A 19,034-nucleotide genomic window follows, 5' to 3' on the forward strand; every position below is an offset into this window, starting at 1 on the left:
CGTGCCGGCGCGGCGGGCGCGGCCGCGGAGGGCCTGGGCACCGCCGCGAAGGCCGGGATCGCCGCCGCCGTCGCGGTGGCGGCGGGCGCCGTCGCCGCGTACGCGCTCACCGGCTCGCCCGAGCCGAGACCTCCGGTGGCCGCTCCCCCGGCCGCCGCGACGGTCGTTCCCGCGCCGCCGGTCGCCGCGCCCGAGCCGCCCGCTCCGGAGCCGGCCCCGGAGCCGGCTCCGAGCAGCCCCCCGCCGGTCCCGGTGGAGAAGCCGTCACCAGCGCCGACGTCCAGGCCGGCGCCGCCGAGCCGACCCCCGGCCCCCACGACGGCCCCCTCGCCGGCGCCCGAGTCCCCGAAGCCCACGCCGACGCCGGTCGCGTCGGCGCCGACCGCCCCGGCCGGGCCCGTGCCGACCCCGCCGCCGGTACCGAAGCCGGAGGTGCCGAAGCCGGAGGTGCCGAAGCCGGAGGTGCCGGTCCCCGAGGTACCGGCGCCGCCCACCCCCGAGGTGCCGGTGCCGACCCCGAGCGTGCCGACGCCTCCCCCCACCCTCACCCCCACGCTCACCCCGACACCGCCCGCGCCGACCGACTTCTGGGCCGACGACCTGCCGGTGGTCAAACCCGGCAACCACCGGGTGCCGCCGTCGCAGCCGAGCATCCGGCAGAAGGGCAGCGACTGGTTCTGGCAGCGGGACGCCGTCTCGGTCGCCGGCACCGAGCACCGGCACGGCATCAGCGTGCACGCGCCCGCGACCACGCTGATCGACCTCAACCGGAGCTGCACGTCCTTCGACGCGGTGGCCGGGATGGACGACCTGACCGTCTCCATCGGCGGCGTGGTCTTCGCGGTGCAGGGCGGCGACGGGCGGATCCTGTGGAGTTCGCGCACACTGCGGGCGGGCGACCCGGCCGTACCGGTACACGTGCCGCTCGACGGGCAGCAGTCGATCCGGCTGGTGGTGACGCCGGTGAACGGCATCTGGTCGGCGCTGAACGTCGCCGACTGGGCCGAGGCCCGCTTCAGATGCGTCTGAAGCGGGCCCCGGGGCATCACGCCACCGCCCCGACGAGAACGCGGTCCGCGTCCGTCACGTCGTCCAGGTAGTGGAGCGGGTCCGGCAAGTCTGCTGCAGCCGCGAAGGCTGCCGCACGGCGCTCGCGCTGCTTGATCTTCTCCCAGCGCGCCGCCTGCTTCTCTGCCTGCTGCGTCAGCACGGCGGTCTTCTCGTCGTTGGGGGTCTGCTCCCAGGCTTCGAGGTACCGGGGGACGAGCCGGGACGGCTCCGGGAGCGGCATCGTACGGACGAGCAGATGGGCGCCGAACGGCTTGCGCCACCCGCAGATGACGGGGGCTTCCTGGGGCGCCCGGGCGTCGGGGGCGCGGTGCTTGCCATGCGCCGGCAGCAGCAAGCGCAGCACCCACAGGAACGCGAGAACGATAAGATCAGGCATGTCTTAGCTCCAAGAAAGCTAGGGCCATCCCCGGGACCGTTGGCGCGGTCGCCGGGTTTCTTGTAGGCCGACATTACTAGGGGTCCCTACCCCTGCCTATCGCCCCCTATAGCACCCGACTCCCGTCAGCGGTCGGTGGCGGCTACCTTCATGGCATGGAGTTCGACCCGACCCGTCCCAAGTGGCGACAGATCCGCGACGCGATCGCCCGCAAGATCGAAAATGGCGAGTACCCGCCCGGCTATCTCATTTCAGCGGTACAGCTCGAACGGGACTTCGGCGTTGCTCGTGCGACCGTCCAGAAGGTCACGTCGGCGCTTCGCGAAGACGGACTGATCCGGACTGAGACCGGGATGGGGAGCTTCGTCACGGACCGCACGCAGAGATAAGCCCCGCCCAGGCGAACCCGGACGAGGCCAGTAGCGCTGTTCCTTAGTTCCCGGGTTTCTGGCCCCGCTTCCACTCCCCGTTCCCGAGTGGGATGGACCCGGTGCCGTCACAGTCGGTGCACTTCTCAGGAATGTGCCCGGTTCCGGTTCGACCGTCGCTGACGCCCATTCGGGCACGGTGGCGCACCCCAGCGACGCAGTTGGGGCATGGGTGCCTGAACTTCGAGAACGGCCGCGTGTCGGGGGCTTCTTCGTCGTCTGCGCTCATGAGCCCAGTATGGGGTTCAGTAGTGCTGCTTGCCGGTGCCACCGCACGTGGTGCACTGAACCATGGTGGGCTCACTCACGGACGACTGCGAGCCGTCGGGGTTGGTGACCACGGAGACCTTGTATTCCTGCTTCTGACCGGCCCCGTTGCAACCGGTGCACAGCATCTCGGGCATGGCAGTACCTCCTGACGTGGTGTGGCCCCAAAGACCGTCCCTGGGGCCGTGGTGCACTTTCAGGGACCCGTTCCGGGCGAGTTCTTGGCCTGGAACGGGAGTCTCGCGCTGGCCGGCGGACGTCCGACCCGGTTGCGCTCGTACTGGTTTTCGGTCACGGGCGCGTCGGCACAGTGGAAGTTCTTGTAGACGGCCTTGCCGTTCTCCATGCGGCGAAGAAGGACGGACGTACGTCGAATGCGGGTCCCCATGGGCTCCCCATGACGAGTGCGCTTCAGGAGGGTCCACACGCGTCCGTGCCCGTCCATGAACTGGCCCATCAGCCCGGGGAGTCCAAGGTTCTCAACGCACCCCCCTTCGCGTCGGCGTGCGCAGTTGCAGCTCACCGCCTCAACGAGCGTTGGCGCGTCCGCCCCCGATTCGAAGGAACCCCACTCATCGAGTGTCGGCGCGTACCCGCTACCGACGGTTTCAACGAGCTGCTTCTTCCGGGGCACTGGGCTAGTCCTTCTTCTTCTCGGTCTTGTCCTTGAAGCGCTTCAACAGGTCCTGTCGCTCCCGTGCCTCCTTCCCCGTGTGCTCGGTTGCCTTCTTGTCGACCTTGGGCTTCGTGGTCTGCTTCGTCTTTCCCAGTGCCATCGGATGGCGCCCTTCCTGGTGTTGGTGGCCCCGCCCGCCCCGGGGGTTGGCGTCGGTGACAGGCGGAGCCCTTCCCTTGCCGACCACTCCAGCCCCGGGCCGGCAGGGGGTGTCCGGCGTCAGTGTCACGTGACGTGCCGGACGTGTCCCGACGCGAAAGCGCCGGGCGTTGGTGCCCGCCCCCATGTGTCCAGTGCGCACTTTCATCACACAGGGGCGGGGGTCTTGTGGGTGCTACTTGGGTCGAACCGGTTGTTCGATCCGTCGAAGCTCCTGGTGCTCATCCGTGACGAGCAGCACGAGCGGTACGTCATCGGCGATGAACACGTTCCGTCGCACGGCTTCGGCGATGACGTCCTCGAAGTGCTCTTCTACGTCAGCCGCCGACACGAAAGGGATGTGAAGCGCCCCCTCGATCTCCAGCTCGTAGCCCACAGCGGGGACTACCTCCACACGGATCTCACGTGGGGGCAGGTGCGTTCGCTCCTCGGGGGTCACGCGGCCACCTTCGCGGCAGCCTGCTGCTTCTGGCCGCAGACCTGAACGGGTGGTTCCTCGGGGTGCTTCGTCAGGTAGTCCGGGGGCAGCAGGAAGCCGAAGCGTCCGCAGCCGCAGCGCCATTCGGGGATGTCGTCCGTTGCTGCTCCGGTCAGTCCGACCGGGTTGCCGCACGGGCAGGTGGGGGTACCGCCGATCACTTCCGCGCCTTTCGCTTGAGGGGAGCTGTTGCGCCTTCCATGAGTGCTGCCGCGCCTACGCTGCCGCCACCGAAGACGGAGCCGAACGCGAGTAGGAACGTCACGCCCCTGAACCAGAAGGGCGCGTTGTGCATGGACCGAGCTGCCAGTAGAGCGACGGCCAGGGCGACGGCCCCAACCACCAGGACCACGGCGACGAACCGGCGGGCGGTCACAGTGCCGGTCTCGGGGGTGCCCCGTCCGGGTGAGCCGGCTCCAGCTCCGAAACCGGGCTCAGCGGTTCGATCCGGTCCGGATCGGTGGTCCACTCGCACCCGCCGCCGGGCGGTCGCAGATGGATCGATCCGGCGTACGTGCCCATGTACTCGCCGACCTTGCCGCTTCGCCGGTCAAGTACCTGTTCGTACTGCTTCGGGGTGTAGAGAGTGCCCACCGCCGCCGCCTTCCGTCGTTGCTGTGCGATACGAGCTAACGACAACGGGTAGGCGGAGCGGTATACCTGACAGCAAGACAAAGAACACTGTCCGGAATGGGGTTGCGGATGGCAGGGAGACGAGTCACGCGCACAGTGCTGCGTCCCGAGGCGTTCGTTTGGATGCTGCGGGATCTCCGGACGGCCGCCGGCTACCCGACCCACCGGAGCCTTGCTGTGAAGCTGCATATGTCTGAGAGCTTCATTCAAAAGGTCGAAGGCTTGGCGCGACAGCCGCGCCGCGAGTTCGCCGAGACATGCGACGAGTTGTTCGGTACCAGTGGGCAGCTCACCCGGGTCTGGGACGACGTGGACTGGGGCACCATCGATCACCCGGATTGGTTCCGGCAGTACGCGGCCAAAGAACAGGAAGCCGTTCGGATCCGGGGTCTACACACCGAACGCGTTCCCGGCTTGCTTCAGACGGCCGACTACGCGCGGGCCCTGGTTCGACATCTCAACCCGGACAACGACGACGACGAGATTGAACGAATCGTTCAGGCTCGACTACGCCGACAGGAGCGCTTCCTAGACCCTGACGGTCCAGAGCTTGTGGCCATAGTGGACGAAGGCGTCATCTGGCAGCACGTGGGCGGACGCATCGTCATGCACGCTCAGCTCGCCCACCTCTTGGCGGTCGCGGAACGCTTCCCGCACATCCATCTCCACGTCGCCCAGAGGGAGTTGGGCGAGAGAACGGGAGAGGGGGGCTTTCACTTGCTGAGCCTGCCCGACGGCATGACTTGGGTCTACACCGAAACCCTCGGCCACGGGCGCTTCGTCGTTGATCAGCACGCCGCAGCGTCGCACTCGCGGGCCTATGATCGGCTTCGGGAGGACGCGCTGAACGGCCGGGACTCCGCCACTGTGATTCGCCGCGCGATGAGGGAGTTAGTAAACGTGACGACCACCCCCCACCTAACCGTTGATTGGCGACACCCGGCCTGGAAGACATCGTCGTACTCCCAGGGCAACGGCGGCGAGTGCATCGAGGTGGCTCCCGGAGCTGCCGCCGTCGAAGGCGTCGTTCCCGTCCGGGACTCGAAGGACCGGAGTGGCCCGGAGCTGGCGTTCAGCGCGACCGGTTGGTCGGCCTTCGTCGCCGGCATCCGCGCCGGGGACTTCGGTACCGTCTGAGCTACCCCAGGACATGCAAGAGCCCCGGAGAACACAGCTCCGGGGCTCTTCCGCTTCCGGTTCGGGCTCAGACGGCGCAGGAACCGTCCGCGCAGGCCTCGCCGGCCGGGGCGGGGCGGGGCTCGCCGATTTCGGTGGCGACCTGCTCCAGCACGCGGCGGAAGGCCTCGGCCTCCTGCCCGCCCTGGACGGCCCACTTGCCCTCGAAGACGAAGGTCGGCACGGCGGAGATGCCGAGCTCGCGGGCCTCGGCCAGCTGCGCGCGGACCTCGGCGGTGCCCTCGTCACCGGCGAGGTAGGCCGTCACCCGGTCGCGGTCCAGGCCCGCGCCGACCGCGACCTCGGTGAGCGCGGTGCGGTCGCCGACGTCGACGCCGTCGGTGAAGTGCGCCTTGAGCAGGGCCTCCTTGAGCCGGCCCTGGGCGGCGGCGCCGTACTCGGTCTCCGCGAGGTGCAGCAGGCGGTGGCCGAGGAAGGTGTTGACCTCCAGGGCGGCGTCGAAGTCGTAGGTGATGCCCTCGGCCCGGCCGAGCTCGGCGACCCGGGCGTCCATCGCGACGGACTGCGGGCCGAAGCGCTCGGCCAGCCACTCCCGGTGCGCCCTCGCCGTGGCCGGCGCGTCCGGCACCAGCTGGTACGGCCGGTAGACCACCTCGACGTCCGCCTTGCCCGCGAAGCCGTCGAGCGCCTGCTCGAAGCGGCGCTTGCCGATGTAGCACCAGGGGCAGGCGATGTCGGAGTAGATCTCGACCTTCATGACGGGGGCTCCAGAGGCGTGGGGATGCGGTCCGAGATGGGTGAACGATGAACCATCTCGGGGCATTCCCGGCGCGCGCTCAGGCCTCGGGCGGGGCGGGGACGACCAGGACCGGGCAGGCCGCGTGGTGGACCAGGGCGCCGCTGACCGAGCCCAGCAGCAGCCGGGCGAAGCCGCCGTTGCCCCGGGTGCCGACCACCACCGTGTGCTGCCGGGCCGAGGCGGCGAGCAGGACCTCGATCACATTGCCGAGCACCACGTGGAGCGACATCTCGGCGGTGTACGGGCGCGGGCGGGCCCGCTGGACGGCGGCCACCGCGCGGCGCAGGCCGTCCGCCATCGACTCGACCAGGGTCTCGACGCTCTCCTGGACCAGTTCGGCCATCCCGGGCGGGTAGCCGGTGGGCGCCGGGTTGACGACGGCGAGCACGTACAGCGGCAGGCCGTGGGCCTCGGCCTCGGTCATCGCCCGGTCCAGGGCCCAGAGCGAACCGTCGGACCCGTCGCACGCCGCGAGCACCCCGGGCGGGCGGCCCGTCGGCGGGCGCCCGCGCACCGAGAGCACGACGGGGACGGTCGGGTCCGGACCGGCACTGGTCACCACGGCCTCCGGGCGGGGAGAGAAGGGGGCGGGACGCCTCGCCATGATCGCCGCCCGGTGCCGCCCCGTGCCCGAGCCGCGCCGTACCGCGCCGTGCCAGGGACGGGACGGGCTCAGGCGAGGCGGGAGGGCGAGAGGGCCGGGCGCGCGGGGTGCGGGAGGCCGGTCCAGCAGGCGCCGTGGCGGCGGGCGTGGACCCGGCGGAGCCAGAGCTCGGTGGCCACCAGCTCGGCGAGCCCGGCGAGGGCGGCGGGCGGCAGCGGGGTGCCCGGGTCGGCGGCGCGGGCGAGGGCGGCCCGGACGGCGGGCAGGTCGATCAGCCCGGCCTCGGCGAGCAGCGGCGCGTCGAAGAGCTCGGTCAGGCCGTCGGCGGCGAGCCGCAGGCCCGCCCGGGTAGCGCTGGTGCGGTCGGGGCGCGGGGCGCGGCCCCAGTCGGGCGGCAGGTCGGTGCGGCCGGCGCCGGCCAGGACGGCGTGCAGCAGGGCGTGCCGGGCGCCGGGCTGGAGCCGGACGTCGTCCGGGAGCAGCCGGGCGGCGCGCACCACCTGGTTGTCGAGGAAGGGCGCGTGCAGGCGCTGGCCCGGCTGTTCGGTGGCGTGCACCAGCGTGCGGAACCCGCGCGCGTGCCGATGCAGGGCGTGCCGGGCCCGGTACGCGCCCGGGTTGTCCCCGGGCGCCGGTTCGCGCGCCGCCAGGCGCAGCCGCAGGGCGACGGCGGAGAGCGCCTCGTCGGAGAGCCAGCGGGCGGCCGGCCCGGGGACCACCCAGGCGAGGTCGTCCGCCGAGCGCGCGCCGGCCGTGCCGCCGCCGTCGGGTATCCGCCGGAGGGTCAGCCGCACGGCGGTGTCGTCGAGCGCGTCCGCGTACCGGACCCGGGCGAGCCGGTGGGCGGCGCGTACGACGGTGAGCGGGGTCCGCAGCGCGCCGGCCAGCACGCCGGCGGCGGCCCGGTCGGCGCCGGCCAGCGCGGCCACCGGGGAGAGGAGTTCGCGCGAGCGGCCGGCCCGGACCAGATCGGCCAGCCGGGCCGGGTGCCCGTCCAGGACCTGCCGGGCGCCGTGGCCGGTGAGGTGGTCGGTGCCGCCCGCCCCGAACCGGGCCTCGGCCCAGGCCGCGGTGACCAGTTCAGGGCCGGGCTCGTCGGTGAGCCGCCCGGCGGTCGGGTCGGTGCGCAGGTCCGCGTACGGGAGGGTGTCGGGGCCGGGGGTGAGCACGGTGTGGCGCAGCCGCGGGACGGTCGGGGCGAGCGTCGGGGTGGCCGGGACGGCGGCGCCGGGGGTGCCGGTCCCGGCGGTCTCGCCGAAGGTGACGGCGGCGACCGGTTCGGGGGTGCTCCGCGGCCGGGCGGCCACGCGGGCCCAGGAGCCCTTCACCGCCCCGCTCCTGGCCGAGCCGGTCCTGACCGGGCCGGTGCGCGCGGCGCCGAGCGCGGTCGCGGACGCGGGCACGAGGGCGGGAGCCGGCCCGGCGGGCGGCGGTCCGGCCTGCGCCGGGACGGCCAGGCGCGGACCGGCCGGGTGCGAGACCGGATGCGAGGCCGGGTGCGGACCCGCCGGGCCGCCCGCGAGCGGGACGGCGGCGGCGAGCAGGGCCACCGTGGCGGAGGCCGTCCCGTAGGAGAGGTCGACCCCGAGCCGGGCCCGCCCGGCCGGACCGGCCGGCAGCGGCGCCGACCCGGCCGGGCTGGTGCGGACCCGGGAGCGGACCGACTCCAGCAGCGCCCGGGTGAGCTCCCGGACGGCCGCCGCCTCACCGCGCCCCGGCGCCCCGTCGGCGCCCGGACCGTCGTACCCGGAGACGTACGGCCGCCCGTCGCGGACCGCCAGCGCGTGCCCGGGCGGCACCCGCCGCACCCCGAGGTAGGGGGTGCCGGTGCCGAGCGCCTCCGGTGCCTCGGGGCAGGCGAGCCGGGCGGCCAGGTGGCCGGTGTCCAGCGGTGCGCCGACCAGGTCGGCGAGCGGCAGGGCCGCCGTGGCGTACGCGGTGCCGTCGCCCCACGGGGTGTGGAAGACCGGCCGGGCGCCGGCCAGGTCGGTGAGCAGCACGGTGGAGCGGGTGCCGCTGCGCAGCACGGCGGTGTAGCTGCCGGGCCAGTTGGTGAGCTGGCGGACGGCGCCGCCGCGGGCGGCGGCCAGGCCGGCGGCGAGTTCGGCGTCGCCGGCGCCGCAGTGGCCGAGCACGGCGAGCCGGAGGGTGGCGGGGGTGTCCTCGAAGGGGTCGGGGGTGGTGGGTCCGGTGGTGACGACGGCGGCGGCGCCGGGCCGCAGGGTGACCAGCCGGATTTCCTCGGGCCGCCAGTCGCCGACCGCCCAGAGCGGGTCGGGCCCGGTCCACAGGGGGCGCGCGGCGATCGGGGCGACCACGCCGGGCGGCCGGTGCGCCGCCGGTGCGCCCGGCCGGGGCGCGCCCGTGCACCAGCCCGTCAGCCACCGCATCGCGCCTCCACCGGACGAGGATCTGCACCGCGCGGCGCGTCCGCCTCCGGGCGGTCCCCCCTGGCCGGCCCGTGGCGCCCTGCGGTCGGCGCCACCGTGATCCGGCGCGCCGTCAGAAGACATGGTGCCACCGGTCGCGCGTCCGGTGCCCCGAGTCGTCGTTTCCGGTACGGGGCGGGGGCGGTGTCGTACGGGGCGGAGGGCGGTGTCGTACGGCGCTTCCGACGGTGCCGGCGCCGGTCGTCGAACACCCGGGCGAGCGTCCCCGCCGGGGCGGCCCGGGCCTCCCCCTCCTCGGCCCGGACCGCCTCGCGCGGCGCCCTGTCATGGCCATCGCGAGATGGCCGAAAGGCGTCGCTCGGCCCGGGAGGGCATCCGCATGCCCTCCCGGACTTCGCCACCGCCCGCGGGGATGAAGGCGGCGGCATCCCCCGGCCCGCCGGGTCCTCGACGGCGGGCCGACCCACGACCACCAGCGAATCGCCGACCAGCCGGTCGGGCCAGGGGGCACGGCCGGGCGCACATCGACACGGGACCGGAGCACGGCACTCCGGCGCTCCGCCGGGACCGCGCCGGGCGGCCGGATCCGGGCGGTCGGGACCAACCCGCCGGCCCGGACGCCGACCGGGGCCGGGCGCGCGATCCCGCCATCCGGAATGCGGCCTCTTAACCCTCGGAACGCGTCCGACTACTCTAGGTACAGCAGCTTCGGCCCGGTGCCGCCCGGGCCCCGCGCACAAGGCCGCAGGAGGTGCCGCCGCCACCATGACCGTCAGCCCACGAGGACCGAACGAACGGCTCGGCACGCTCCTGACCCTGGCCCAGATCAGCAATGCCGGTCTGGCCCGCCGGGTCAACGACCTCGGTGCCCAACGCGGGTTGACGCTCCGCTACGACAAGACCTCGGTGGCCCGCTGGGTCAGCAAGGGCATGGTGCCGCAGGGCCCCGTCCCGCACCTGATCGCCACCGCGATCGGCGGCAAGCTCGGCCGGCCGGTGCCGCTGGAGGAGATCGGCCTCGGCGACACCGACCCGGCGCCCGAACTCGGCCTGGCCTTCCCGCGCGAGGTCCCCGACGCGGTCCGGTCCGCCACCGACCTCTGGCGGGTCGACCTCGACCTGCGGCGCGGCCCCGGCGGCGGCCGCTGGAGCGACAGCCTGGCCGGCACCTTCTCGGTCGCCGCGTACGCGACCCCCGTCTCCCGCTGGCTGATCACCCCCGCCGACGGCACGGTGGCCCGCGAGGTGCCGCGCGCGCCCGCCGAGACGGGCTCGTACCGGGTCGGCCACTCGGACGCCGCCAAGCTCCGCGAGGCCGCCCAGGAGGCCCGCCGCTGGGACTCCAAGTACGGCGGCGGCGACTGGCGTTCGTCGATGGTGCCGGAGTGCCTGCGGGTCGAGGCGGCCCCGCTGCTGCTCGCCTCGTACAGCGACGCGGTGGGCCGGGCGCTGTTCGGCGCGACGGCCGAACTCACCCGGCTGGCCGGCTGGATGGCCTTCGACACCGGCCAGCACGAGGCCGCCCAGCGCTACTACATCCAGGCCCTGCGGCTCGCCCGGGCCGCCGCGGACGTCCCGCTCGGCGGCTATGTGCTGGCCTCGATGAGCCTCCAGGCCGGCTACCGGGGCTTCGCCGAGGAGGCCGTCGACCTCGCGCAGGCCGCGCTGGAGCGCAACCGGGGCCTGGCCACCGCCCGGACCATGAGCTTCTTCCACCTGGTCGAGGCGCGGGCCCAGGCCAAGGCCCGGAACGCGGCGGCGTGCGCGACGGCGCTCGGGGCGGCGGAGAGCGCGCTCGAACGGGCCCGCGCCGGGGATCCCGATCCGGCGTGGATCGACTTCTACGCCTACGACCGGCTCGCCGCCGACGCCGCCGAGTGCTTCCGCGACCTCGGGGTGCCCTCCAAGGTCCGCCAGTTCACCCGGGAGGCGCTGGCCCGCCCCACCGAGGGGTTCGTCCGCTCGCACGGTCTGCGGCTGGTGGTCTCCGCGATGGCCGAGGCCGAGGCGGGCAACCTGGACGCGGCGGTCGCGGCCGGCGAGCGCGCCGTCGACGTGACCGGGCGGATCTCCTCGCAGCGCAGCCGCGAGTACGTGGTGGAGATGCTGCGCCGGCTGGAGCCGTTCCAGGGCGAGCGGCGGGTCCGCGACCTGACCGAGCGCGCCCGCACGGTGATCGTCGCCCCGGCCTGACCACCGGCACCCGGCACCCGGCACAGCAGGGCCCGGCGGAAGCGGCCCGGGCCCCCTCGACCGGCCCCCGCCGTCGTGGCAGCATCGCGGACGGACGGGGGCCGGTCGGACGAAACGAGGAGCGGGCCGTGCGCTACGACGTCGACGTGCTGGTGGTGGGGGGCGGGATCGTCGGGCTCGCCACGGCGTACGCGCTGAGCGCGGCCCGGCCAGGGCTCCGGCTCACCGTGCTGGAGAAGGAGCCCGGCCTGGCCGCCCACCAGACCGGACGCAACAGCGGGGTTATCCACAGCGGCGTCTACTACCGGCCCGGTTCGCTGAAGGCCCGGTACGCGGTGGCCGGCGCGGCCGAAATGGTGGAGTTCTGCCGGACCCACGGGATCCCGCACGAGGTCACCGGGAAGCTGATCGTCGCCACCGGGCCGGCCGAATTGGACCGGCTGCGCGCCCTGGCCGAACGCGGCCGGGCCAACGGCATCCCGGTCACCGAGCTGGACCGCCGGGGCATCGCCGCGTACGAGCCGCAGGTCACCGGCGTCGCCGGACTGCACATCGGGACCACCGGCATCTGCGACTTCCCCGCCGTGGCCGCCGCGTACGCGCGGCTGGCCCGCGAGGCCGGGGCGGAGATCCGCACCGGCGCCGAGCTGCGCGCGGTCGCCCGGCGGGCCGACGGGGTCACCGTGCAGACCTCGGCCGGCGAACTGCGCTGCCAGGTGCTGGTGAACTGCGCGGGCCTGCACAGCGACCGGATCGCCCGGCTGGCCGGCGACGACCCCGGAGTGCGGATCGTGCCGTTCCGCGGCGAGTACTACGAACTGGTCAAGGAGCGCCGGGAGTTGGTCCGGGGGCTGGTCTACCCGGTGCCCGACCCGGCGTTCCCGTTCCTGGGCGTCCACCTGACCCGGGGCGTGCACGGCGACGTGCACGTCGGCCCGAACGCGGTGCCCGCGCTGGCCCGCGAGGGCTACGACTGGCGCACCGTCCGGCCGCGCGAGCTCGCCGGCACCGCCGCCTTCCCCGGCACCTGGCGGATCGCCCGCCGGCACTGGCGGTACGAGGTGGGCGAGCTGCACCGTTCGCTGTCCAAGCGGGCGTTCACCGCGGCCGTCCAGCGGCTGCTGCCGGCCGTCACCTCGGCCGACCTGGTCCGGGCCGCGGCGGGGGTCCGGGCCCAGGCGGTGGCCCGGGACGGTTCGCTGCTGGACGACTTCGCCTTCGCCGGCTTCGACCCCGACGATCCGCGCTCCACCCGCCGGCTGGTGCACGTGCTGAACGCGCCCTCCCCCGCGGCGACGGCCTCGCTGCCGATCGGCCGGGAGGTCGCCCGCCGGGCGCTGGCCGCCCTCGCGGCGGGCGGGCGGTGACGACCCGGGGCGGCGGGCACGGTGGCGGACGCGGCGGCGGACGTGGTGGCGGACGTGGGGACGGACGTGGGGACGGTCACAGGGCCTGCGGCCCGCCCCCGGCGGCCCCGTAGACTCGGTTGATTGTGACTGCCACCGCCCCCATCCCCCAGCAATCGCCCTCCGCCCGGCTCTCCGCGGCGCCCGCCGCGTACCCCGCGCCGATGTACCCGCACAAGGCCACCGAGGCCCAGCACAGCGAGCGGCGCATCCGCAGCTTCCAGCCCCGCCGGGGGCGGATGACCAACGCCCAGGCGGGCGCGCTGGACCGGAGCTGGGAGAAGTACGGCATCGCGATCGACGGCACCCCGCTCGACCTGCCCACGCTCTTCGACGGCCTGCCGGTCACCCTGGAGATCGGCTTCGGCATGGGCGAGACCACCGCCGCGATGGCCGCCGCCGACCCCGGCACGGGCATCCTGGCCGCCGACGTCCACACCCCCGGCCACGGCAACCTGCTCGGGCTGCTGGAGCGCGACGGCAGCACCAACGTCCGGCCCGCCGCCGGCGACGCCGTGATCCTGCTGCGCGACATGCTCCCGGACGCCTCGCTGGCCGGCCTGCGGGTCTACTTCGCCGACCCGTGGCCCAAGCCGAAGCACCACAAGCGCCGACTGGTCCAGGCGTCCTTCCTGGAGCTGGTCCTCCCCCGGCTGGCGCCCGGCGCGCTGGTGCACTGCGCCACCGACTGGGAGCCGTACGCCGAGCAGATGCTCGCCGTGCTGTCCGCCTCGCCCGAGCTGGAGAACCTCCACCCCGAGGGCGACGGCACCGGCTGGCTGGAGCCCGCGGACCACCCGGACGGCTCCGTCCCCGGTTACGCGCCGCGACCCGACTGGCGCCCGGTCACCAAGTTCGAACGGGCCGGCATCGCCAAGGGCCACGTGGTGCACGACCTGCTGTTCCGCCGCCGCTGAGCCACCGCCGGGCGTTCGACCCGGCCGGCCCGTACGGCCCGTGACCCCGCCGGCGGATTCCTCCCCGGCGGGCGGTTCGCCCCGATTCCGCCCGGCCGCCCGGCGGCTTGGCCTACCCTGTGCCGGGTGAGCACCCCGTCCGGCGGTGGGTACCACATCACCGTGCGGGCCGCCGACGACCGAGAGATGCCCACGCCCACCGCCGGCACCCGGACCATCCCGGGGCCGCGGAGGCGCCGGGCCCACCGGCTCCTGCCCGGGCCGGGCCGCCCCGCCGCGGAGGCGCCCGCCACGGGCCCGGACGGCGCCCCGCCGGACGAACCGGCCCCCCGCCGCACCCCCCTTCGCACGCTCCGCCCGGCGGCCTTCTCCGCCGTGACCGCGACGGCCGTCCTGACCCTGGCCGGCTGCGGGGTGCTGATCCTCCACCTGGTCCGCCGCCAGACCGGCACCGCCGGACTGCTGGTCGGCCTCGGGCTGGCGATGGTCCCGCTGCCCTTCGTGCTCGGCGGGCTGGCCTGGCTCAACCAGACCGCCCGCGTCCCGCTGCGGCACACCGTCTTCTGCCTCGGCTGGGGCGCCTGCGCCGCCACCACCGTGGCCATCCTCGCCAACGGCTGGACCAGCAGCTATCTGACCGCCCACCAGGGCAGCCTCGGCGAGGCGCTGGGCGCCGACCTGGTCACCCCGGTGATCGAGGAGAGCGCCAAGGCCGCCGCCCTGCTCGTCCTGCTGCTGCCGGCGACCCGGCGGCTGCGCTGCGCGGCCCGGCCCGGCGGCCGCCCCTGCGCCGCCGTACTGCACCGGCTGCCCGGCCCCCGGCAGCCGCGCGGGTACGAGCGCCGGCTCACCCTGCCGCACGCGCGCGTCCGGCTGCGGCTGCGCCCCTACCCGCGCCCGCTGCCGCACCCGCGGGCCGCGACGGCCGCGCTCCCCGGGCGGCGGGCGCGCTCCCGGCCGCGCGTCCTGGCCGCCGGGGTGGTCCTCGGCGGGATCACCGCCTGCGGGTTCGCCTTCACCGAGAACGCGCTCTACCTGGGGCGGGCGTTCACCGACGACCAGCAGCAGCGGCTGGACAGCATCGGCCTCGGCGAGCCGCCCAGCCTGCGGGACTTCGACAGCACCGTGCAGACCTTCGTCCTGCGCGGCCTGCTCTCGCCGTTCGCCCATCCGCTGTTCACCGCGCTGACCGGGCTTGGCCTGGCGGTGACCCTCACCACCGGGCGGCGCTGGCTGGCCCGGCTGGCGGCGCCGACCGGGCTGGTCCTGGCGATGGCCCTGCACGGCACGTGGAACGCCGCCGCCGACCTCGGCACGCACGGCTTCCTGCTGGTGTACGCGGTGCTGATGGTGCCGTGCTTCGCTGCGCTGGTCTGCTTCGCCGCCTGGGCCAGGTCGCGGGCCGGCCGGCACCCCGGCCGCGACGGGCCGGGGACCTCGCGGTCCCGGGCGGAGCGGATCGCCCGCCGCCTCGGGGGCCGGCCGGGAGGGTGGCTCGGGGGCCCGCCGGGAGGGCCGTGAGGAAGCGATTTCCCATCCGGGCGATCTCCCCGTATTGTTGTGTTCACCGACGCGGGGTGGAGCAGCTCGGTAGCTCGCTGGGCTCATAACCCAGAGGTCGCAGGTTCAAATCCTGTCCCCGCTACTCAGTAGCACGAAGGCCCGGAGGCTCGCCCTCCGGGCCTTCGGCGTTCCCGGGTCGTGGACGCGGCCGACCGGCCTGCGTCCGCGACCTGCCGCGATCCCGCCGCGAAGGCGCAGCGGGAGAGCCGGGCACGATCCACTGCGCGGCGTCAGCGATCATGTTGAGTGAAAAGATGACTCGTTCGGACGCGGACCATCGCGCCGAGTTAGGAACACACTCATGCTGTCGAAGCGCCTTGCCTGCACCGCCGCGATCGGCCTGCTGCTCGCGACCGGGGCGACCGCCTGCGGCGACAACGACAAGGCGACCGCGACCGCGGCCGCGGCTGCGGCTCCGAAGCTGGACACCGAGAAGCTCAGCGCCGAGGAGATCCAGAAGCAGGCCAAGGACGCCCTCTCCGGCGCCTCCTCGGTGAAGGTCGTCGGTGCCATCAACAAGGACGCGGAGAAGATCAGCGTCGATCTGGCGGTCGACACCAAGGGCCAGTGCAAGGGCACCATGAGCGTGCCGGGGGCGGGCAAGTTCGAGCTCATCGGCGACGGCAAGCAGGTCTACCTGAAGCCCGACACCGAGTTCCTGACCAGCGTCACCGAGGGGAAGAACCCCCAGGCCGTCGAGCTCCTCAAGGGCCGCTACATCTCCGGCGTCCAGGACGACCCGGACATGAAGGAGCTCACCACCGTCTGCAACCTCAAGGAGCTCACCAAGACCTTCGGCGGTGACGACCGGGCCACCAACATCACCAAGGGCTCGGCGGGCACCGTCAACGGCGCGAAGACCTTCAGCGTGAAGTCGAAGGACAGCTCCGGCGGCGAGGTCACCCTGCACGTCGCCACCGAGGGCAAGCCGTACCCGCTGCGGATCGAGAAGGGCGGCAAGGACGGCGGCCAGATGGACTTCACCGAGATCGACAAGCCGCTGACCGTCCAGGCCCCGCCGGCCGACCAGGTGATCGACTACTCGCTGTTCAAGGACCGGGTGAAGCCCGCCTGATCCGGCGGCGATAAATCCGTTGCCCCGCCTCCGGTGGGCTGCCTACAGTGGCGGCACACTGAAGGGAGGTGATCCTGAATTGAGTTCCATCAGGATGCGTGAGGTGGCTGCTCGCTAGAGCCGCCCCTGCCTGCGCAGGGTGGGGCCACTGGCCTCCGGCAGGCGAATTCCAAGCAGTCACCCGGCCCGCGGGCTCACCGGTACATCCCCGGTGCCTCGGCGTCCGGCCCCCGGCGGGGCACGGCACCGAGGAGCAGCCCGCGGGTCGTCTGCGTTCCCGGCGGCTTTCCAGCTTTCCGGCTTTTCCAGTGGCTCTTCCGGGCGGCGCGGACCGGCGGGTTTCCCCGGTCGCGTCGGGGGCATCCCCGCTAGAGTCGGCGCGCGCTCCGCAGGGGCGGGGTGCGGGCACAGGGGGTGGTGGGCGATGACGACACGGCGGACCGGCGACGCGGCGGTACGGACGGCCCGGCGGGCGGCGGTCGGGGTGCTGCCCGGCGCGGGACTGCTGGGGCTGGTGCTGTTCGCACCGGGGCGGCCCCGTCCGTGGCAGGCCGTGGGCGGCGGACTGGTGGTGATCTGCGCCGCCACCCTGGTCGGCGGCGCGCTGGGGTTCCTGTTCGGGGTGCCCCGGGTGCGCGGCGGCGCCGCCGGCGCCGAGCCGCACGGCTCCTACGTGCCGAACACCAACCTCGAACAGGTCTCGGACTGGCTCACCAAGGTGCTGCTGGGCGTCGGACTGACCCAGCTCGGCTCGATCGGCGAGCGGCTCGACCAACTCGGCCGGACGCTCGCCCCGGCCCTGGGCGGGGGCGCGGACGCCGCGCCGTTCGCGGCCGCACTCGTCCTCTACTTCGTGCTGCTCGGCTTCCTGGCCGGCTGGCTGCTGACCCGGCTGGCGCTGCCGCGGGTGCTCTCGGACGCGGACCGGGCCCTGGACCTCTTCCTGGCCGGGCAGGACCGGGACCGCAAGGGCGACCGGGTCGGCGCCGACGACCTGCGGATGCGGGCGATGCAGCACCTGGGCCTGCTCGGCACCAGCACCGGCAAGCCCGACGACCTGCCCGGCTCGATGCTGCCGGCGGACCCGGCGGGCGGGCCGGAGCGGGTGGTGGCCGAGGTCAGGTCGACGGCCCGGCGCTCGGCGCTGACGGCCTCGCAGGTGCGGGAGCTGTTCGCGGACGGGTCGGAGGGGCGACGGATCCAGGCACTGGCGCTGATGCAGGGCGACCCGGCGCTGGCCGACCTGCCCAGCCTGCTGGAGGCGATCGAGCACCCGCGCTCCGGCTTCGAGCAGTACCACGCGCTGCTGGCGGCGCGCGGGCTGCTGCCCCGGCTGCCGGCCGAGGAGACCGGGCGGCTGCGGGAGGCGGTGGCGGGGCGGCTGATGGCGCCGGACGGGATCCCGTACGGCTCGGACCGCAGCTGGCTGGCGGAGAAGATCCTGTCGCGGCTGGAGGCTCCGGTGTTCCTGCCGCAGCAGCAGGGCGGGCCGCCGCCGGGCGGGAGCCCGAAGGCCGAGGGCCCGGCGACGGCCGAAGGCCCGGCGGCCGAGGCCGGGGCCGGGGCGGACGCGCCGGTGGCGGGATCCGGCGAACCGCGGGCCTGAAGGCGGGGGCTCAAGGACGCGGGGGCCCGGAGCCGTTTCGCCGGTGGTCCGCCCGGCGCAGCACCAGGACCCGCCGGGGGCGTCCGGCCTTCTCGGCGGCCGGGACGGTCCGGATCTCGCTGGTGATCCGGCGCTCGCCGAGCGCGTGTCGGACGGCGTCGAGGTGGCCGGTGCGGCGGCCCGCGCCGTCGCACAGCGGATGGACGCGGACCTCGCCGCCGGGCGCGGTGACCCGGACCAGTTCGGTCAGCGCGGCCAGCTGCCGCTCCGGCCCGAAGAGCGCGGGATAGGCGAAGACCAGGTAGCCGCTGAGGGTGAGGGCGAAGGTGCCGTCCGCGAACGGGAGCCTGGGCAGCGCGGCGGCGACGTACTGCCCGGGGTGGGCGGCGCGGTCGGCCGCGAAGAGCCGGTGGGCCCGGTCCCAGCTGCGCAGGTAGCGGTCGGGCGGGCGGTGCCTGGGGGCCGGGGACAGATCGGGCCGGGCGTCCATCGCGGCGGCCATGGCCGCCCGGGCGGCCAGCACGCGGGCGGCGATCTCGTCGGCGGGCCGGGCGTACACCGGGTCGGTGGCGATGACCCGGCAGCCGAGCGGGCGGGCCTCGGCGGCGAGGGCGGCGGCGCCTCCCGGGCAGTCGAGCAGCGGGCCGGGGAGGGCGGCGATGCCGGCCCGGGTGAGGCCGAAGAGGCCGCAGTACTCGTCCAGCGGACGCGAGGTGACCAGGGCTTCGGCCGGGGCGGGGGCGGTTCGGTCGGACATCGCGGCCATCCGAACACGGCCCGGCGGGGGCCGCATCCGGACGGGGGCCGGGCGGGGATCGGCCGGCCGGGGACGTGTGGCGCAGGAAGTCGCTCTGCGCGGGTTCCGGTGCCCCTTGTGGTTCACAAAGGGCACCGGTTGTGGTGATGGTGACCGGCCGAGGGGTGGGGAGTCGGTGGGGTCGACTTCCTGCTCCTAGGCCTTCATCGACGGTTCTCGGGATTGGTTTCGGGGCTGAAGTGGCCGGCCTGGCGGGCGATCCAGGTGTATTCGGGGGTGCCGTCGGGGAGCGTGCGGAGTTCCCAGCGTCCGTGGCGGGTGATCGGCGGCGGGGGAGGGCCGATCTTGAGGGCGGTGAGGACGCCGGTGATGACGGTGGCGATCGCGAGCGCGAGGAGGAGAGCGAAGGCCGCGCCGATGAGGAAGGCGCTCACTGCTGGGCCGCCTCGCGGAGGAGGGCGAGGAGGTTGAGGAGGGTGGAGACGGGGGCGTCGCCGAA

21 protein-coding genes, 1 tRNA gene and 1 pseudogene are annotated in these 19,034 nt (G+C 74.5%); 10 read left to right on the forward strand and 13 right to left on the reverse strand.

The annotated features are described in order from the left end of the window. Nucleotides 1-548, reverse strand: a pseudogene (locus ACFP3U_RS35450) (hypothetical protein); the annotation flags it as partial. Here ACFP3U_RS35450 and ACFP3U_RS35455 point away from each other — a divergent pair. Then, nucleotides 523-1,029, forward strand: a complete 507-nt coding sequence (locus ACFP3U_RS35455; protein WP_380229885.1) for an NPCBM/NEW2 domain-containing protein — start codon at nucleotides 523-525, stop codon at nucleotides 1,027-1,029. The pseudogene ACFP3U_RS35450 and the gene ACFP3U_RS35455 overlap by 26 nt on opposite strands. A 16-nt stretch (nucleotides 1,030-1,045) precedes the next feature. Here ACFP3U_RS35455 and ACFP3U_RS35460 read toward each other — a convergent pair whose 3' ends face one another. Continuing rightward, the gene (locus ACFP3U_RS35460) at nucleotides 1,046-1,447 is read right to left on the reverse strand and encodes a hypothetical protein (protein ID WP_380229886.1); all 402 of its coding nucleotides are present in this window, start codon (nucleotides 1,445-1,447) and stop codon (nucleotides 1,046-1,048) included. A 155-nt stretch (nucleotides 1,448-1,602) separates the two neighbouring features. Here ACFP3U_RS35460 and ACFP3U_RS35465 point away from each other — a divergent pair, with 155 nt between their 5' ends. Beyond that, nucleotides 1,603-1,836: a GntR family transcriptional regulator gene (locus ACFP3U_RS35465; RefSeq protein ID WP_380229887.1), complete on the forward strand. Its 234-nt coding sequence runs from the start codon at nucleotides 1,603-1,605 to the stop codon at nucleotides 1,834-1,836. Between the two features lie 284 nt (nucleotides 1,837-2,120). Here ACFP3U_RS35465 and ACFP3U_RS35470 read toward each other — a convergent pair whose 3' ends face one another. The 6 genes from ACFP3U_RS35470 to ACFP3U_RS35495 form a co-directional block, all read right to left on the reverse strand. Further along, a complete protein-coding gene (locus ACFP3U_RS35470; RefSeq protein ID WP_380229888.1) occupies nucleotides 2,121-2,279 on the reverse strand; it encodes a hypothetical protein in 159 nt (52 codons plus the stop codon). Nucleotides 2,280-2,338: 59 nt separating this feature from the next. Then, a complete protein-coding gene (locus ACFP3U_RS35475; protein WP_380229889.1) occupies nucleotides 2,339-2,488 on the reverse strand; it encodes a hypothetical protein in 150 nt (49 codons plus the stop codon). Nucleotides 2,489-2,780: 292 nt separating this feature from the next. After that, on the reverse strand, nucleotides 2,781-2,918 hold the full coding sequence (locus ACFP3U_RS35480) for a hypothetical protein (RefSeq protein WP_380229890.1): 138 nt from the start codon (nucleotides 2,916-2,918) through the stop codon (nucleotides 2,781-2,783). 234 nt (nucleotides 2,919-3,152) lie between these two features. Then, complete coding sequence (locus ACFP3U_RS35485; protein WP_380229891.1) at nucleotides 3,153-3,416, reverse strand: hypothetical protein; 264 nt, start codon at nucleotides 3,414-3,416, stop codon at nucleotides 3,153-3,155. Further along, nucleotides 3,413-3,616 carry a hypothetical protein gene (locus tag ACFP3U_RS35490; RefSeq protein WP_380229892.1) on the reverse strand — a complete coding sequence of 68 codons (204 nt, stop codon included), beginning with the start codon at nucleotides 3,614-3,616 and terminating at the stop codon, nucleotides 3,413-3,415. The genes ACFP3U_RS35485 and ACFP3U_RS35490 overlap by 4 nt, the downstream gene beginning before the upstream one ends. Before the next feature lie 211 nt (nucleotides 3,617-3,827). Further along, on the reverse strand, nucleotides 3,828-4,049 hold the full coding sequence (locus ACFP3U_RS35495; RefSeq protein ID WP_380229894.1) for a hypothetical protein: 222 nt from the start codon (nucleotides 4,047-4,049) through the stop codon (nucleotides 3,828-3,830). Nucleotides 4,050-4,211: 162 nt separating this feature from the next. Here ACFP3U_RS35495 and ACFP3U_RS35500 point away from each other — a divergent pair, with 162 nt between their 5' ends. After that, entirely contained in the window at nucleotides 4,212-5,225 is a 1,014-nt protein-coding gene (locus ACFP3U_RS35500) for a helix-turn-helix domain-containing protein (protein ID WP_380229895.1), read from the forward strand. Nucleotides 5,226-5,292: 67 nt separating this feature from the next. Here the strand turns inward: ACFP3U_RS35500 and ACFP3U_RS35505 are convergent, their stop codons facing one another. The 3 genes from ACFP3U_RS35505 to ACFP3U_RS35515 form a co-directional block, all read right to left on the reverse strand. Then, entirely contained in the window at nucleotides 5,293-5,982 is a 690-nt protein-coding gene (locus ACFP3U_RS35505; protein ID WP_380229896.1) for a DsbA family oxidoreductase, read from the reverse strand. A 79-nt stretch (nucleotides 5,983-6,061) separates the two neighbouring features. Continuing rightward, the gene (locus ACFP3U_RS35510; RefSeq protein ID WP_380229897.1) at nucleotides 6,062-6,583 is read right to left on the reverse strand and encodes a universal stress protein; all 522 of its coding nucleotides are present in this window, start codon (nucleotides 6,581-6,583) and stop codon (nucleotides 6,062-6,064) included. Between the two features lie 113 nt (nucleotides 6,584-6,696). Continuing rightward, on the reverse strand, nucleotides 6,697-9,018 hold the full coding sequence (locus ACFP3U_RS35515; RefSeq protein ID WP_380229898.1) for an asparagine synthase-related protein: 2,322 nt from the start codon (nucleotides 9,016-9,018) through the stop codon (nucleotides 6,697-6,699). Nucleotides 9,019-9,783: 765 nt separating this feature from the next. On the opposite strand from ACFP3U_RS35515, the gene ACFP3U_RS35520 reads away from it, so the two are divergent. The 7 genes from ACFP3U_RS35520 to ACFP3U_RS35550 all read left to right on the forward strand — a co-directional run bounded on the left by ACFP3U_RS35520 (nucleotide 9,784) and on the right by ACFP3U_RS35550 (nucleotide 17,778). Further along, the gene (locus ACFP3U_RS35520; RefSeq protein WP_380229899.1) at nucleotides 9,784-11,211 is read left to right on the forward strand and encodes an MFS transporter; all 1,428 of its coding nucleotides are present in this window, start codon (nucleotides 9,784-9,786) and stop codon (nucleotides 11,209-11,211) included. 128 nt (nucleotides 11,212-11,339) lie between these two features. Next, on the forward strand, nucleotides 11,340-12,578 hold the full coding sequence (lhgO, locus tag ACFP3U_RS35525; protein ID WP_380229900.1) for an L-2-hydroxyglutarate oxidase: 1,239 nt from the start codon (nucleotides 11,340-11,342) through the stop codon (nucleotides 12,576-12,578). Nucleotides 12,579-12,703: 125 nt separating this feature from the next. Beyond that, nucleotides 12,704-13,534, forward strand: a complete 831-nt coding sequence (gene trmB / locus ACFP3U_RS35530) for a tRNA (guanosine(46)-N7)-methyltransferase TrmB (RefSeq protein ID WP_380229901.1) — start codon at nucleotides 12,704-12,706, stop codon at nucleotides 13,532-13,534. Nucleotides 13,535-13,660: 126 nt separating this feature from the next. After that, nucleotides 13,661-15,055, forward strand: coding sequence for a PrsW family intramembrane metalloprotease (locus tag ACFP3U_RS35535; protein WP_380229902.1), 1,395 nt, complete (start codon nucleotides 13,661-13,663; stop codon nucleotides 15,053-15,055). Between the two features lie 50 nt (nucleotides 15,056-15,105). Beyond that, nucleotides 15,106-15,179, forward strand: a tRNA-Met gene (locus tag ACFP3U_RS35540). Nucleotides 15,180-15,398: 219 nt separating this feature from the next. Continuing rightward, nucleotides 15,399-16,172, forward strand: a complete 774-nt coding sequence (locus tag ACFP3U_RS35545) for a hypothetical protein (protein ID WP_380229903.1) — start codon at nucleotides 15,399-15,401, stop codon at nucleotides 16,170-16,172. A gap of 424 nt (nucleotides 16,173-16,596) precedes the next feature. Then, a complete protein-coding gene (locus ACFP3U_RS35550; RefSeq protein ID WP_380229904.1) occupies nucleotides 16,597-17,778 on the forward strand; it encodes a hypothetical protein in 1,182 nt (393 codons plus the stop codon). A gap of 10 nt (nucleotides 17,779-17,788) precedes the next feature. Here the strand turns inward: ACFP3U_RS35550 and ACFP3U_RS35555 are convergent, their stop codons facing one another. Next, nucleotides 17,789-18,535 (reverse strand): class I SAM-dependent methyltransferase, encoded by a 747-nt coding sequence (locus ACFP3U_RS35555; protein ID WP_380229905.1) that lies wholly within the window; start codon nucleotides 18,533-18,535, stop codon nucleotides 17,789-17,791. Nucleotides 18,536-18,738: 203 nt separating this feature from the next. Next, the gene (locus ACFP3U_RS35560; protein ID WP_380229906.1) at nucleotides 18,739-18,969 is read right to left on the reverse strand and encodes a hypothetical protein; all 231 of its coding nucleotides are present in this window, start codon (nucleotides 18,967-18,969) and stop codon (nucleotides 18,739-18,741) included. Nucleotides 18,970-19,034 lie beyond the last annotated feature (65 nt).

It is taken from the genome of Kitasatospora misakiensis, from assembly GCF_042656005.1.
GTDB lineage: Bacteria > Actinomycetota > Actinomycetes > Streptomycetales > Streptomycetaceae > Kitasatospora > Kitasatospora misakiensis.